Source organism: Nocardia sp. NPDC046473, from assembly GCF_040645995.1.
Taxonomy (GTDB): Bacteria; Actinomycetota; Actinomycetes; order Mycobacteriales; family Mycobacteriaceae; genus Nocardia.
In genome coordinates, this window is the sequence record NZ_JBEYZJ010000003.1 from 712,462 (window position 1) to 727,798 (window position 15,337).

General features: G+C 66.1%; 14 protein-coding genes, 1 tRNA gene and 1 pseudogene. 4 read left to right on the forward strand and 12 right to left on the reverse strand.

Translation table 11 applies throughout. The features are described from left to right. Positions 1-145: 145 nt before the first annotated feature. Positions 146-1,468, reverse strand: coding sequence for a serine hydrolase (locus ABZ942_RS13425; protein ID WP_357381497.1), 1,323 nt, complete (start codon positions 1,466-1,468; stop codon positions 146-148). 274 nt (positions 1,469-1,742) lie between these two features. On the opposite strand from ABZ942_RS13425, the gene ABZ942_RS13430 reads away from it, so the two are divergent. The 3 genes and pseudogenes from ABZ942_RS13430 to ABZ942_RS13440 all read left to right on the forward strand — a co-directional run. Beyond that, positions 1,743-1,982: a hypothetical protein gene (locus ABZ942_RS13430; protein WP_357381499.1), complete on the forward strand. Its 240-nt coding sequence runs from the start codon at positions 1,743-1,745 to the stop codon at positions 1,980-1,982. Continuing rightward, the gene (locus ABZ942_RS13435) at positions 1,979-2,323 is read left to right on the forward strand and encodes a hypothetical protein (RefSeq protein ID WP_357381501.1); all 345 of its coding nucleotides are present in this window, start codon (positions 1,979-1,981) and stop codon (positions 2,321-2,323) included. The genes ABZ942_RS13430 and ABZ942_RS13435 overlap by 4 nt, the downstream gene beginning before the upstream one ends. Positions 2,324-2,619: 296 nt before the next feature. Beyond that, positions 2,620-3,396, forward strand: a pseudogene (locus ABZ942_RS13440) (recombinase family protein); the annotation flags it as partial. Positions 3,397-3,516: 120 nt separating this feature from the next. Here the strand turns inward: ABZ942_RS13440 and ABZ942_RS13445 are convergent. The 5 genes from ABZ942_RS13445 to ABZ942_RS13465 all read right to left on the reverse strand — a co-directional run bounded on the left by ABZ942_RS13445 (position 3,517) and on the right by ABZ942_RS13465 (position 8,475). Continuing rightward, entirely contained in the window at positions 3,517-3,768 is a 252-nt protein-coding gene (locus ABZ942_RS13445) for a hypothetical protein (protein WP_357381503.1), read from the reverse strand. A 467-nt stretch (positions 3,769-4,235) separates the two neighbouring features. Beyond that, positions 4,236-4,309, reverse strand: a tRNA-Leu gene (locus ABZ942_RS13450). Between the two features lie 140 nt (positions 4,310-4,449). After that, positions 4,450-5,367, reverse strand: coding sequence for a ribonuclease Z (locus ABZ942_RS13455; protein ID WP_357381504.1), 918 nt, complete (start codon positions 5,365-5,367; stop codon positions 4,450-4,452). 86 nt (positions 5,368-5,453) lie between these two features. Continuing rightward, positions 5,454-6,953 carry an amino acid permease gene (locus ABZ942_RS13460; protein ID WP_357381506.1) on the reverse strand — a complete coding sequence of 500 codons (1,500 nt, stop codon included), beginning with the start codon at positions 6,951-6,953 and terminating at the stop codon, positions 5,454-5,456. Positions 6,954-7,008: 55 nt separating this feature from the next. After that, on the reverse strand, positions 7,009-8,475 hold the full coding sequence (locus ABZ942_RS13465; RefSeq protein ID WP_357381508.1) for an oligopeptide:H+ symporter: 1,467 nt from the start codon (positions 8,473-8,475) through the stop codon (positions 7,009-7,011). Between the two features lie 204 nt (positions 8,476-8,679). Here ABZ942_RS13465 and ABZ942_RS13470 point away from each other — a divergent pair, with 204 nt between their 5' ends. Beyond that, positions 8,680-9,135, forward strand: a complete 456-nt coding sequence (locus ABZ942_RS13470) for an SRPBCC family protein (protein WP_357381510.1) — start codon at positions 8,680-8,682, stop codon at positions 9,133-9,135. A 7-nt stretch (positions 9,136-9,142) separates the two neighbouring features. Here the strand turns inward: ABZ942_RS13470 and ABZ942_RS13475 are convergent, their stop codons facing one another. The 6 genes from ABZ942_RS13475 to ABZ942_RS13500 form a co-directional block, all read right to left on the reverse strand. Beyond that, entirely contained in the window at positions 9,143-10,090 is a 948-nt protein-coding gene (locus ABZ942_RS13475; protein WP_357381512.1) for a Ppx/GppA phosphatase family protein, read from the reverse strand. Beyond that, positions 10,087-10,620 carry a DUF501 domain-containing protein gene (locus tag ABZ942_RS13480; protein ID WP_357381514.1) on the reverse strand — a complete coding sequence of 178 codons (534 nt, stop codon included), beginning with the start codon at positions 10,618-10,620 and terminating at the stop codon, positions 10,087-10,089. Before ABZ942_RS13480 ends, ABZ942_RS13475 begins: the two co-directional genes overlap by 4 nt. Then, positions 10,617-11,285 (reverse strand): septum formation initiator family protein, encoded by a 669-nt coding sequence (locus tag ABZ942_RS13485; protein WP_357381515.1) that lies wholly within the window; start codon positions 11,283-11,285, stop codon positions 10,617-10,619. The genes ABZ942_RS13480 and ABZ942_RS13485 overlap by 4 nt, the downstream gene beginning before the upstream one ends. 16 nt (positions 11,286-11,301) lie before the next feature. Continuing rightward, entirely contained in the window at positions 11,302-12,588 is a 1,287-nt protein-coding gene (gene eno / locus ABZ942_RS13490) for a phosphopyruvate hydratase (RefSeq protein ID WP_357381517.1), read from the reverse strand. A 112-nt stretch (positions 12,589-12,700) separates the two neighbouring features. Next, positions 12,701-13,390: a lytic murein transglycosylase gene (locus tag ABZ942_RS13495; protein ID WP_357381897.1), complete on the reverse strand. Its 690-nt coding sequence runs from the start codon at positions 13,388-13,390 to the stop codon at positions 12,701-12,703. A 76-nt stretch (positions 13,391-13,466) separates the two neighbouring features. Further along, positions 13,467-15,311 (reverse strand): ATP-binding cassette domain-containing protein, encoded by a 1,845-nt coding sequence (locus ABZ942_RS13500; RefSeq protein WP_357381519.1) that lies wholly within the window; start codon positions 15,309-15,311, stop codon positions 13,467-13,469. Positions 15,312-15,337: the final 26 nt, after the last annotated feature.

A 15,337-nucleotide genomic window follows, 5' to 3' on the forward strand; every position in this document is an offset into this window, starting at 1 on the left:
CAACCGCCCGATGGAGCTGGCTCTAGCTCACTCAAGTATGCGCTCATGCCGCATATCACGCGATCCGAGCGCGTATGGTGGCCGGCCTCAGAGGGTCGGCCACCAACGCCTCTGGAACATCCGGGGCTGTGCGCGGGCACGGACGTTATCGGGCTGGCTGGCTGTTGCAGGCGAGAATGTTGCAGGTGTTGTTGGGGAACAGGTCTGTCAGTAGAACCGAGGGGTCGCCGAAGTTGAGCGGGTTGAAGCTGGGATTCATCGGTGGGGGTTGATAGGGGCCGGGGTCTGGGATGTGGGTGTCGGTGACTGCGCGCGTGAGGATGCGGAAGAAGTTGTAGTAGAGGTCGGAGGTGCCGGGGTCGGCGCTGAGCAGGGTGGCGATGTCGGGGGCGGTGTCGCCGAGGGCGCCGATCCAGGTGACGGTCATATGCAGGCTGGGGACGATGAAGTTGTTCTGGTGCAGGAAACCCACCATGGCGAACAGGTCGGCGGGCGCGCTCGGGATCATGCTGTGCGCCACCGTCATTGGAGAGGGAAAGGCGGCGCTGGTGCACGACTGGCCGCGGTTGGTCCAGAACAGGTAGCCGTAGCAGCCGTTGGTGAGGGTGGGTTCGGCTGCCTGGCGCAGATAGTGCTCCGACAGCACCCGGTGCCCGTTCCAGACACCGCCGTTCTGGACCATGAGGCCGAGTTTGGCGTACTGGGGCGCGGTCATCATCAGGTTCGAGGATCCATAACTGTTACCGGCGCGGTCCCGCAACCAGATGTAGGTGTCTGCGGGGATTCCGATAGGTCCGAATAGGTTGTCCTGCGCGAAAGTTTGCAGGTCTTGACCGACTGCCTGCCCCACGATGAAGGCGAGCAGGTCCACTGGGCGCTGGCCGTAGACGAAATGCGTGCCGGGCGGGTGGTCCAGTGGCTGAGCGAGTGCTTCCTGGGCGATGTCGGGGTCCGATAGCACCGACGCGGCCTCACTGATGATCGACTGCCGCAGTCCCGACGTCTGAGTCAGCAGATCACCAATCGTGATGGCGCGATGGGCTTCGTCTCCCCAGGCGGGTCCGGCGGGCAGGTACTTTCCGATCGGATCATCGATGGCGAGCAGACCGCGCTCGGCGGCGATGCCGGTCAGCAAGGACACGATCGACTTCGCCGAGCTCCATACCGGTAAAGGAATCGCCTCGATCGCCTGCTCGAGCGATCCGGCCCCGACCCGGCAATTGTTGCGGAAAATCTGCACCGACACCCGCAGGTGGGAGGTCGCATAGTCGATCGCTTGCTGGACCACGCTCGGATCCAAGGATTGCTCTTGCGGTGGTACGGACTGGAATTGGCTGCCCGAGCTGGGCAACGCACAGACCGGGGCGAGCGGCCCAGCGTAAGAAGTCGGGAACGTCACGAAGGGCACACACCCGGTCAGCGCGGCAATGACGATCAGATGCCGGGCCGAGTTGAGCAGACGTACCACCTCGTCACCTCGTCGTGATCGCAGTCGGGTCGTTCGCACGTAATGAGTGCACAGGATGTGACTCACGTTTGACTTTAACTCCGAACACAGCCCGGCTCTAGGAACCGCCTTCCACCTCCGAGAGGTTCATCACGATCCGCTATTTCGACTGCGACGGCGAGTCATCTCCATATCGTCGGAATCTAGTCCGGGCTGCAATGTCGGAAACGGGGGTGCTCGCTGCAACTCCTAAGTGCCCCGAACTCTGAACTCCGAGCACCTAGGAGGCAACCCCATGCAGGAGCGCAACATCAAGCAGGCCAAGGACGAGAGCGCGCACATCAACGGCCGCGACGATCGGTTGACCGTGCGCGAGGTCGCCGAGCAATACGAGCCCCCCTCGGCGCGCTGCGCTACCGGCTGCGCATCGGCGATGTGCACGCGTTCTTCAGGCTGGGACGCAAGGTCTACTCCCGCCGCAGTGATCGAGAACTCGCCTGTGATCAGCTCGCGGTCCCTCGGGAGTCACTTATGAGCACAGGCGAAGCGTCGACGCCGCCCCCTGCCCGTCTCTGCGGCACCGATAACAGCGAAAATGAGGAAGACGGTGATCGGAGGTGCTGCTCGAATGAAGCTCCTGATGGCGGCCGTGACGGTATCGCGCGAAAATCGGATTATGGTCCGGTATGGATATACGATCAGAAATTGAACAACCATCGGCACCATTGTCAGTTCGCTGGTCGAATTATCACTATTCATGGATCCGAAGCAGACCGATTGCGCAATCAATTTGCCGAGATTATCGACGAATTACTTGCATGGGCTGCCAGGGAACAAGAGGGCGGACAATTCCAGGATGAGGGGAAAGCGGCATGAACGAGAACGACATTACGGTCAATCCACCGGCACCGGCGCTGACATATCGATCGCTGCCATCGGGTGCGGCACCGGCGTCAGGGCCATCGGGATTGTCGGACTACGCCGTTTCTCCACTTGGTATGCCGGTAGCGCTGCTGCGGGATGAAGTACGGGTAGCTTTCCTGGCCCGAACCTCTACCGAGGATCAACAGGACCCGCGGCAATCGATCCTTCGCCAACTCGGCAACTCCAAGACAGCGCTTCCAGAGTCCTGGGTGATCGTGGCGCACTACTACGATGTCGAGTCCGGCCGCATGGAGTTGGAGGAACGCGGAAAAGGAACTGACTACGAGCGGTTCGATATCCCGATTGCACGCGACGGCGGCATCGCAGATCTGCTCGATGAAGCCAGGCACCCCAATCGCAGGTTCGACGTCGTGATCTGCGAGGCCGTCTCGCGTGTTGCTCGTCGCACGTATGAAGGTCTGTCGATCGAGCGGGAACTCGAAAGGGCCGAGGTGCCGCTGTTCGCGGCCAACGAACCGATTACGATCAGCGGCAGTCGCGCGCAGCGGATCCTGCAGCGTCGCATCAATCAGTCGGTCGCTGAGTACGAAGTCCTCAATACGCTGGAGCAGTCCTGGGGCGGGTCGTGCACCCATGTGCGGGAGGGCTGGAACATCGGCAAACCGCCCTACGGGTACAAGGCGAAGTCATTCCGGCATCCGAACCCGATGAAAGCCGCTCGCGGACTGACCAAGACACGACTCGAACCCGACGGAACTCGCGGTGAGACCGTGACACGGATAGCCGAGTGGCGCTACTACGAGGGCCTGGGCTACGACACCATCGCCGAGCGGCTCAACGCGGACCCGATCAGATACCCGCCTCCGCAGCCGACTGTCGCGAGCCGGGCACGCCATGCATGGGGCAAGACCAGCGTGTACGAGATCTTGTCGAATCCGAAGTACACCGGCTATCAGGTATTCAACCGCCGAGCATCCCGCTCCCGGCGCGGTAAAGTCAACGATCCTGTGAAGTGGGTGTGGTCCACCGAACCCGCGCATGAACCCCTGATCCCCAAGTGGATGTACGACGACCTAATCGGCCGCCGCCAAGCTCGACGCGGATCCCGAGACCGTAGCGGCAAGAATTCGCACCCGCTGACCACTCATGGCTATCGATTCCGAGGCAGACTTCACTGCGAATGCTCAAGGCGTATGGACGGTACCGAGCGTGGCGCGAACATCTACTACCGATGCTGGCCGCGCGGAAACAACCGGGGACGACCCGACAAATACGCCGGTCACCCCAAGACGATCTACCTCCGTGAAGACGCCGTTCTCGACGCGGTGTCGCAGTTCTACGCCGATCGCGTCTTCGGCACACACCGCCAGGACCTGCTCGCCGCAGACATCGCCGGGATCGACGACCGAACCGCAAGACAGCGACGAGCCGACCACGAACGGCTCCAACGAACCGTGGAGGACCTGACTCGCCGTCAGAACTCGGTTCTGCGCCAAGCACAAGACGGCGACCAGGATGACCCGTTCACCAAGGCCCTCCGCGACACCTACAACGAACTGGAGGCTGCGAAGTTGACCGCAGTCAGCGGCATCGCTCAACTCGACGCTGCCGATCGGGCCGAGCCCGGTCGACCCGCCGATGCAGACATCGCATTACTGGACGCCCTCCCCTATCTCAGGCTCAACCTCGCAACCGCACCGCAGAAATTGCTGCAGCGCCTGTTCGAGATCACCCAGCTCTCGATTCAGCTGCACGACAACGCCACCCGGGCCACCATCACCATCACACTGCCCGCCGACCACGTCCCCGCCATCGCCCACGCAGCCACGACCGTCGGCAACATGACATCCACAACAGGCCCGCCCGGCCATCGCCCTGACGTGCAGGTTGTGGATGCTGTACGTGCCCCCAGTCGGACTCGAACCGACACTCGATGGATTTTAAGTCCACTGCCTCTGCCAATTGGGCTATGGGGGCGTCCGGGACAGCGTACCGAGTCGTACGGGTGTACCGGAATTCCGACTGTTCAAGCTGTGCAACGTGTCGGCATCCTCCTGGAAAATGTCGGGCAGTTGACCAAAAGGTACACGGGGGATGGGGTGTTTCGGGGGTGGGTGTTATCGCCTGGGCGGCAGGGGGATTCGGGTCAGGTCGGTGGCTATGTGGATGGTGCCGGGGAAGTGCTGGCGGGCTTCGGCCAGGTGGTCGGAGAGATCGCGGTAGCGCTGGGAGAAGTGAGTGAGGACTAACGTGCGGGTGCCCGCGTCGGCTGCGATGCGGGCGGCTTGGCCTGCGGTGAGGTGGCCGTATTCGGCGGCCAGGCGGGCGTCGGCGTCGAGGAAGGTGGCCTCGATGACGAGCATGTCGGTGTCGGCGGCTAGTTCGTGGACGCCATCGCAGAGGCGGGTGTCCATGACGAAGGCGAAGCTCTGGCCTGGGCGCGGTTCGCTGACCTCGTCGAGAGTGATGGTGCGACCTGATATTTCGACGTGGCCCCGCTGCTGTAGCTGCGTGATGATCGGACCGCTCAGTCCGTAGGCGCGTAGGCGGTCCGGCAGGACGCGACGGCCGGGTGGTTCGGTGAGTCGGTAGCCGAAGGTATCGACGGGGTGGGACAGCGGAACCGCCGTAACGTCGAACGGCGCGCCGGGAAAGTCCACCGGGCCCGGCAAATCGATAGGACGCGGGCGCAATTCGGCCCGCCGATAGTACGAGGTGGCGTTGACGAGCCGGTCGTAATACTCGGCGCCCGAGGCGGGAAAGCACACGTCGACCGGGTGCGGCACCTGATCGAGATTGATCCGCTGGACCACGCCGGCCAACCCGAGGCTGTGATCGCCGTGGAAATGGGTGATCGCGATCCGGGTGATGTCGGTCGCCGACACCCCGGCGTAGGTCATCTGCCGCTGCGTCCCCTCCCCCGGATCGAACAGCACCCCCTCGTCCTCCCACCGCAGCAGATATCCATTGTGATTGCGCTGCTTGGTCGGCACCTGACTGGCAGTCCCGAGGACGACGAGCTCCCGCTGCGACACGTTCGTCACGCTACCCGCGCACCAACGCACGAAGCGTGCCCGCGACAGAGCGTCGAGGGCACGCTTCACCGGCGTGAGCCATGCACTTACTCCGCAGGCGTGTTGCGCAGCACCGAGTGACGGCGGCTGTAGGCGAAGTAGATGACGAAGCCGAGGGCCATCCAGATGATGAACCGCAGCCAGGTTTCCACCGACAGGTTCAGCATCAGCCAGAAGCAGGCGAGCACGCCGAGAATCGGCACGACGGGCACCAGCGGAACGCGGAACCCGCGCGGCAGGTCGGGGCGGGTGCGGCGCAGGATGAGCACGCCGACCGAGACCAGCACGAACGCGAACAGCGTGCCGATGTTGACCATTTCCTCGAGCGTGCCGAAGTCGACGAAGCCGGCCAGCACCGCGCAGACCACACCGACGATCGCGGTGATCCGCACCGGCGTGCCGAACTTGCTGGTGTGCGCCAGCTTCCGCGGCATCAGCCCGTCCCGCGACATCGCGAACAGCACCCGGGTCTGCCCGAGGAACATCACCATGACCACCGTGGTGAGCCCGGCGAGCGCACCGACCGAGATGATGTTCTTCACCCAGGTGTCGCCGTGAATCGCGAAAGCCGTTGCGAGCGTGGCGTTGTCACCGGACAGCTCGGTGTAGGGCACCATGCCGGTGAGCACCAGCGACACCGCGACGTACAGGATGGTGACGATCAGCAGCGAGCCGAGGATGCCGCGCGGCACCGCCTTCTGCGGGTTCTTGGTCTCCTCGGCGGTGGTCGCGACCACGTCGAAGCCGATGAACGCGAAGAACACCAGGCTGGCCGCGGCGAGCAGGCCGTACCAGCCGAAGCTGGTGTGCCCGGCGCCGGTCAGGAAGGAGAACAGCGATTGGCGCAGCCCGTCACTCGATTCGCTGGGCTGCGACGGTGGAATGTAGGGGGTCAGGTTCTCCGACTTGAAGTACCTGATGCCGACGATCAGCACGAGCGCGATCACGGCCAGCTTGATCGCGACCGCCACCGCCGACACCCGCGAGGACACCTTGGTCCCGGTCGCCAGCAGCACGGCGAGGATTGCGATCAGCAGCACCGCGCCCCAGTCGAAGGACACCGAGCCGATGTGCACGATCGGCGTCGTGCCCATCACCTCACCGAGGTACTGCGACCAGCCCTTGGCGACGACCGAGGTGGCCAGCGCGAATTCCAGGATCAGGTCCCAGCCGATGATCCACGCGACGAGCTCACCGAAGGTGGCGTAGGAGAACGTGTACGCGCTGCCCGCCACCGGAACCGTCGACGCGAACTCGGCGTAGCAGAGCGCGGTCAGCCCGCAGGCGATCGCGGCGAAGACGAACGCGAGCGAGACCGACGGCCCGGCCACATTGCCCGCGGTGCGTGCGGTGAGCGTGAAGATGCCCGCGCCGATCACCACCGCGACGCCGAAGACCGTGAGGTCCCACGCGGTCAGATCCTTGCGGAGCTTGGAGTCCGGCTCGTCGGTGTCCTTGATCGATTGCTCGACGGATTTGGTGCGGAACAACCCGCCCCACCGAGCCGGGCCCTGTTCTGTCGCGTCGTCCGGCTTACGGATCGCCACACCTTCTCCTCTACCTCTGATCGTGCTGTCGAGCTGTCTATGGCCCGGGGGCAGGCTAATGCACGCCCTCCATGTACTTGCTGATCCGTGGTGCGATGGCGGCCACGACCAGTCCGGCACAGACCGCGACAGCGCCGGTGATACCGAAGTAGGCGATTTCGTGGTCTTGGTCATAGAACCGGGCCAAAGTACCCGACATCGAGGTGCCGATGCCAACCGAGAAAAAGTACAGCGCCATCATCTGTGCCCGGAAAGCTTCCGGTGCGAGCTGGGTGGTGACCGCAAGACCGATGGGTGAGAGCAGCAATTCCGAGACCGCGAAACCGGCCATGACGACGACGATGAGCAGGATCGGAACGTGCTGCCCGTTGATGAACGACAGCGGCACGAACAGCATGAACGCCAGTCCCATGCCGATCACGCCGAGCGCGAATTTGCGCGGCGTGCTCGGCGCGCGCGAGCCGAGCTTGGTCCACATGATCGCGAACAGCGGTGACAGCGTGATGATCCAGACCGGCTCGACCGAACTGATCCAGTTCGACGGCGCGGTCCAACCGAACAGGCTCCAGTTGATCCGGTTGTCCGAATAGCCGGAGAGCACGGTGAAGATCTGCTGGAACAGCGACCAGAACACCGCGTTGGCGATGAACAGCGGGATGAACGCGCGCACTCGGCTTCGCTCGATCGGCGTCACCTTGGCGCTGGTGAGCATGACGACGAAGTAGATTGCCGCGGCGACCGCGATGACTCCGGTGGTCACGTCGGGCAGGTTGTCCAGCGTCACCAGGCCGGTCAGGAAGGCCGCGGCGACCACCACCGCCACGACGGCGAGCAGGCCGACGATCGGGCCGATGGCGGTGCGCGGCAACGGGTTCGGTATCTCGCGGCCGTGCGTGCCGAGATTGCGCCGGAACACGGCGTACTGGATCAGGCCGAGTGCCATCCCGATCGCGGCGGCGCCGAACGCGTAGTGGAAGCCGAGGTGGTCGTGCAGCAGGCCGGTGAGCAGCGGGCCACTGAACGCGCCGAGGTTTATGCCGAGGTAGAAGAGGGTGAATCCGCCGTCCGCGCGCGCGTCGCCCTTGTCGTACAGCGTGCCGAGCAGCGAGGACGCGTTCGCCTTGAGCGCACCGCTGCCGAGCGCGACCAGCACCAGGCCGACGCCGACCCCGAGCATGCCCGGCAGCACGGCCAGCGCGATATGCCCGGCCATCACCACGACGCCGCCGTAGAACACGGTCCGTTCCATGCCGAGCAGCCGGTCGGCGATCCAGCCACCGAGCACCGTGGACAGATAGACCAGGCCACCGTAAGCGCCGACGATGCCGAACGCGGTGCTCTGGTCTTGCCCGAGCCCGCCGTCGGTCGCCGAGTAGTACAGGTAGTACCCGAGGATGCTGACCATTCCGTAGTAGGAAAACCGTTCCCAGAGCTCGACTCCGAAAAGGTTGGTCAGTCCGATGGGGTGACCGAAGATGGTCCGTCCGGCAATCGGTGAATCAGCCGTTTTTACTTCCGACATCCTCAGACCTTCCCATGTTTGCGACGATTCTTCGGCATCAACGCCCAAATCTCGAAGATCATCGCAGCGTCGCGCACGGTAGCGGATCGTGCCAGACTTCATATCGCAGCGTTTCTTCAGGCCCTGGATGGGCACCCGGAGAACGGTCCGCCACGCGCGGTCCCGGCCACGACAGTCCGGCAAGACGACGAAAGTGACGCACGGATGGATCCGGTAGAAATCACGGTGCCCGCCTCGGTCGCGGACACGTTCGCGGTGCTGGCCGACGGCTGGCTGTACCCGCTGTGGGTGGTCGGCGCCTCGCACATTCGCGACGTCGACCCCGGCTGGCCCGCCGTCGGCACCCGCATCCACCACAGCGTCGGCCCGTGGCCGCTGAACCTGTCCGACACCACCAGGGTCCGCGAGGTGGACCCGCCGCGGATGCTCGAACTGGAGGCGCGACTGTGGCCGGTCGGCTCGGCGTGGATTCGGTTGGAGCTGGCAGAGATCACGCCCGACCGCACCCGGATCCGCATGTTCGAACGCGCGATCAGCGGCCCGGCGGCGCTGGTCCCCGACCTGGTTCAGACGCAGGTGCTCGCACCGCGCAACAAGGAATCACTGTCCAGGCTGGCCGATTTGGTCACCGGTCGAGCACGTGAAGGCAAGTCCGACTAGACGAGCGTCACGCGATGGAGAGCGCGATGCCGTCGAGGATGTCGTGTTCGGAGACGACGATCTCGGAAATGCCTGCGCGACGGGACAATTCATCGGCAAGGACCTCCGCGATGACGCCACCGCCGCCGATCACGTCGACGCGGCCGGGATGCATCGGGCCGAGGGCGGCACGCTCGTCGTGCGTCATCGCGATCAGCCGATCGCACACGGCGCGAAGCTGATCCAGGGTCAGGCGGGTGAGATGAACCTTCTCCGAGTCGTATTCGGGGAGGTCGAGGGCGACGGCCGCCAGGGTGGTCATCGTGCCTGCGACACCGACCCAGGTGTGCGCGCCTTCGACAGGCACGCGAGCGAAGGCTTCGGCCAGTCGCTCGGCGGCGAATTCCCTTGCCGCGCTGATCTGTTCGGCGGTCGGCGGGTCGCCGGGCAGGCAGCGTTCGGTGATCCGGACGCAGCCGATGTCGGCGGAGAACGCGGCTTGCACGCCGTCGCTGTCACCGAAGACCAGCTCGGTCGAGCCGCCGCCGAGGTCGACCACCACGAAAGGCCCCGCCTCGCTGGACAGTTCGCCGATAGCACCGGCGAACGAGAGCCGCGCCTCCTCGTCGCCGGAGATGACCTCGGCCTCCGCACCGGGCACCACGGTGCCCAGCTCGGTGCGGGCCATGGCGAAGAAGTCCTCGCGGTTGGACGCGTCACGGGTGGCCGACGTGGCCGTCATGCGCACCCGGGTGACACCCGTCTTCCGCATCAGCGCAACATAATCGGCCAGCGCGACCCTGGTGCGTTCGATCGCCTCCGGCTGCAGTGAGCCGGTCGCGTCGACGCCCTTGCCGAGCCGCACGATCCGCATCTCGCGGTGCACGTCGGCCAACGTGCCGTCATCGAGCACGTCGGCGATCAATAGTCGGATGGAGTTGGTCCCGCAATCGACGGCGGCTACCCGATCAGTCATGCCTGTGCTCCGCTTTCCCGCACGTCGATCTGCTCGTACTTCGGCCAGTCGGCCGGAATCGCGGTGCCGCGCAACCCGTTGTCGGCGGCGAGCGCCACCGCCTCGTCGCCGAACGGGTTCACGCCCGGCCCCTTGGCCAGCGCGTGCGCGATGAGCACGTGCAGGCACTTCACTCGCTCCGGCATCCCGCCACCGGTGAAATCGGTACCCAGCGACTCGATCTCGTTGCGCTCGGCCAAGTAGCTCTCGTGCGCGGCAAGGTAGGCGGCGGCCAACTCCCGGTCGCTGCCGAGCCGTTCGGTCATCTCGCGCATCACGCCCGCGGATTCCTGCCTGCTGGCCTCGGCGGTGAGCCGCGGGTCGGTCAGGTAGTACAGGGTGGGGAACGGCGTGCCGTCGGGCAGGCGCGGCGCGGTTTTCACGACGGCCGGGATCCCGTCCGGGGTGCGATAGGCGACGGCGAGCACGCCGCGCGGTTCGCGGCCGAGCTGCGTGGCGATGATCGCGAGATCCTGGTCGTTCGGTGTCACCTGGGTCCTTCCGGTCCTGGCGGCGGCACGACGGGCGGTGCGGGTGGTGCTGCCTTGTCGGCCGCTGGGGCGGGTTGTGGTTCGGAAATGCTGCGCCACAGCTCGGTGTACCAGGGGTCGGGCTCCCGAGACCTGGTCACCGCGGTGGGCGGGGCGGCGGCCTCCATGCCGGGCACCTGCACGATGTAGGGGGTCTCGCCGGGCAGCACCAGCCGCAGCCGGTCGCGCGCCTCGGACCGGATGTAGGCCGGATCCTGTTGCTGCGCACGGCGATCGCGCAGCCGCGCCAGATCGGACTCCAGGTCCTTGCGCTGCTGGTGCAGCTGCGCGGCCTCGGCCCGCTGGGTGAAGTAGGTGCGCATCGGCACAGCCAAAGTGAGCGCCAGCGCGCACACCACGATGGCCAGGATCACCGCCTTGCCCGTCGACAGGCCAAGGATGGTGCGGTCGTGCTTGTCGTTGCCATGGCCGGCGCTGCGCAGGCCGACCTTCTGTGGCTCGGCTACCTTGGCGTCGGATCGCCTGCGCGCAGTGCGTTTTACCGCGGCGGGCCTGGCGGCCGTCTCCGTATCGGATCCGGCCTTGGGCCGCGAGCTCGCCGAACGCGACGTGCGGCGGTCCCCACGCCCGGCTGGACTGGTTCCACGCGCACGTCGCTCCGTCATAGCGATCCCTTGTTTACTAACCCTCGAATGCGAAGCGCGGGAACGCGACATCACCCGCGTACCGCGCGGAGTCACCGAGCGCGTCCTCGATGCGCAGCAGCTGGTTGTACTTGGCAACCCGCTCGCTGCGCGCAGGCGCACCGGTCTTGATCTGGCCGCTGCCCACCGCGACCGCGAGGTCGGCGATGGTGGTGTCCTCGGTCTCGCCGGACCGGTGGCTCATCATCGTCTTGTAGCCGTTGCGGTGCGCGAGCTCCACGGCGTCCAAAGTCTCGGTGAGCGTGCCGATCTGGTTGACCTTCACCAGCAGCGCGTTCGCGGCGCCCTTGGCGATGCCCTCTTCGAGGCGCTCCGGGTTGGTGACGAACAGGTCGTCGCCGACGATCTGGATCTTCTCGCCGATCTCGTCGGTGAGCGAGACCCAGCCGTCCCAGTCGTCCTCCGACAGCGGGTCCTCGATGGAGACCAGCGGGTAGGAACCGAGCAGGTCGGCGTAGAACTGGGTCATCTCGGCGGCGGTGCGGACACTGCCCTCGAACTTGTAGCCGCTGCCCGTGGTGTAGAACTCGGTGGCCGCGACGTCGAGCGCCAGCGCGACATCGCTGCCCAGCTTCAGGCCGGTCTTGCCGATGGCGACGCTGATCAGGTCGAGCGCCTCACGGGTGCCCGCCACGTCGGGCGCGAAGCCGCCCTCGTCGCCGAGACCGGTGGACAGGCCCTTGGCCTTCAGCTCCGCCTTCAGCGCGTGGTACACCTCGGCACCCCAGCGCAGCGCCTCCTTGAAGGTGGGCGCGCCGATCGGGGCGACCATGAATTCCTGCACGTCCACGCTGGTGTCGGCGTGCGCGCCACCGTTGAGGATGTTCATCATCGGCACCGGAAGCACGTGTGCGTTCGGGCCACCCAGGTAGCGGAACAGCTCGAGACCGGAGGACTCGGCGGCGGCGCGTGCCACCGCGAGCGAGACACCGAGCAGGGCGTTCGCGCCGAGACGGGACTTGTCCGGGGTGCCGTCCAGGTCGAGCAGCACCTGGTCGACGGTGCGCTGTTCGACCGCGTCCAGGCCGATGACGGCCGGCGCGATCTCGTCGAGCACGCCCTCGACGGCCTTCTGTACGCCCTTGCCGCCGTAGCGTTCGCCGCCGTCACGCAGCTCGACGGCCTCGTGCTCGCCGGTGCTCGCGCCGGAGGGCACGGCGGCCCGGGTCAGGGTGCCGTCGTCGAGGGCGATCTCGACCTCGACAGTGGGGTTGCCGCGAGAATCCAGGATCTCGCGAGCTCCGACCTGTTCGATGATGGCCACGAAAACGACACTCCTTAGGCTGCAGGCACGGTGGGTATTACGGAAATTGCCGTGCGCTGCGAGCCTAGCGTCCGCTGAGCTGGGCGGGTAACCGGCACTCCGGTGGAGCAGGTCATACCCGGCGGCCGACGCTGTACGCCGCGGCGCGGTCGCGCACGGTCAGCAGGTAACTGCTGGACTGGTTATAGGTGAGAAGCGCCTTCTGCCAGCCCTGCTCAGAGGTCAGGTCGCCGCCGCTGGCGCACAGGTAGCGGGCCGCGGTGAGGGCCGCGTCGTCGATGTTCTGCGGGTCGGCCACGCCGTCGCCGTTGGCGTCGACGCCCCAGCGCTTCCAGGTTTCCGGGATGAACTGCAGCGGGCCGATCGCGCGATCGAACTCCGGGTCGCCGTCCATCGCACCGCCGTCGGTGTCCTTGACCAGGGCAACGCCGGGTGCACCGTTGAGCGGGATGCCGATGATCGGCGGGCGCACCGTGCCGTCCTCGTCGATCCGCGAGCCGCCGTGCGAGCCGTGCTTGCTCTCCACGCTGCCGATGCCCGCAATGGTCGTCCATGCGATGCCGCATTCCGGCTTTGCCCTGGCCAGGACGGCCGCCGCGTAGCCGTAGGCCTCCAGGGCGACCGGCGGAATGGCCATCCGGTCTGCCTGTTCTTCGGCCCAGCCGCGTAACTGAATCGCTGTTCGCCCCGGACCGTCCAGGTCTATAACCGGCAGCGGGGTGCCGGGGCCGGGCGGGATGCCCTCGGGGATCGGTGGGAGATCGCGGTCGATCCCACAACCGGCGAGCGCGAGGGTCACCATGACGGCAGCCAAAGCGCCGGTCTTCTTGAGGAGCACCCCACCTATCATCCAGGTGCGGCGCAGTACCTCGCGGAATTCAGCCGAGCAGCGCGCGCGTCGCGGTGTGCGCCGGGTTTGCGAGTATGGCGCGCGTCTCACCGGATTCGACGATTCGGCCGTGCTCGAGGACGACCATGCGGGGACAGTGCGCGGCGACCAGGGACATGTCGTGGCTGATCACCAGCAGGGCCATGGCGCGGTCGGACTTGATGCGATCCAGCAGGGTCATGATCGATGTGGCGGTGGCGTGATCCAGGGCGGAGGTGATCTCGTCGCAGATGAGGACGGCGGGCTCGGCGGCGAGGGCGCGGGCCAGGGCGACTCGTTGGCGTTGGCCGCCGGACAGTTCGTGTGGGTATCGGCCTGCCAGTTCAGGAGTCAGCTCAACCGAGGCGAGTAGTTCGTTGACCCGCTGTGCGAGTTGGCGTCTCGGCACGCCGCCGATGCGGCGCAGCGGGCGGCCGAGGGTCTGTGCGACGGTCCGGCGCGGGTTGAGTGCGGATCGTGGATTCTGGGTGACCAGCTGAATGCCGTTGCTGCCATTGGCGGCTCGTCCACGGTTCGTGATCGGAATCGGTGCTCCGTGTAGCTCGAGTAGTCCCGTCGCCGAGCGGTGCAGGCCCGCGATCACTCGGGCAAGTGTCGTCTTACCCGCGCCGGAGACGCCGACGATCGCGAGCGCTGCGGACGGTGCGAGGTCGAGGTCTATTCCGGAGAGGACTGCACGATCATCGATCGAGGCACCGATACCTTTGGCACGCAACGAGAGTGGAACGGCGGTCCCGGCTGACGGGTCATCCTGGCGCGGATCGGCCGGCCCATAGACGCGCCCAGGTCGCGACTCGTCGCCGACCGATATTGCGTCTCCGGCGCTAACCGTGTCCGCGACCGGGAATTCCGCTGGCGACTCAGGTTCCGCTGAATTGTCGATCACCGGCACGGATTGCTCGCTGACCGGCGATCCGGCTGCGTCGCTCGCCGCTGCGGACCGGGTCGGAAAGCCCACTGGCGAATCGGATTTCGTCGAGTCGTCGATCAATGGCGGCGCGGCCGTAGGCGGACCTTTGCGGCGATCGACTCCGCGAGGCGCGACCGCAACTACAGTGCCGAGTTCGATCACGTTGTCCGCCATCGCGTGCACGGTGACCGTGTCGTGCCCGGACAGCAGGATCGCGGTGGAACGTTCGGCGGCGATCTCGGTCAGCAGACGAGCGATGTCGGTGCGCAGAGCGCCGTGTAGACCGGCGAGGGGTTCGTCGAGGATCAGCACACCGGTCCGGCGGATCAGGGCGCGGGCCAAGGCGACTCGGCGTTGCTGGCCGCCGGAGAGTTCGCCGGAGCGGCGGCGCAGATGCTCCGCCGCGAGGCCGACCAGTTCCAGGGTCTCGATGACTGTGTCACGAGAGACGTGCCGGGCGACCTCGTGCAGCAGTCCGTGTACTCGCATCAGCGGATTGAGGGCGGACCCAGGGTCTTGCCCGACGTAAGCGACATGCGTCCGCCGGAACCGCTGCCGGGCACCGAGATCGAGCTCGAACACATCGTGGCCCGCGACCGAGACCGAGCCGCTGTGGGAACCACCTGTCGGCAGCTGACCGAGTAGCGCACGCATCAGCGTTGTCTTGCCCGAGCCGGAAGGCCCGGTAAGCGCGGTGATCTGCCCCGCCGCGATCTGGAAGCTGGTTGGCCCGAACAACTCCAGACCCGTCGAAGCACGTATCGACAACTGGTCGACCACTACCGGCACGGACTGCCCCGCGCCACCATCACCGAGTCCCGCTGCCCTGCTGTCCGCGCCGGTCGGTGGGACATCCGCACCATGCTGTGGACTCGTCGTTGCGCCATCGATTTGTGTGTCGAGCTCGAGGGCCGGGTCGCTCACCGCAACTCCTCTCGATAGCAGGCCAT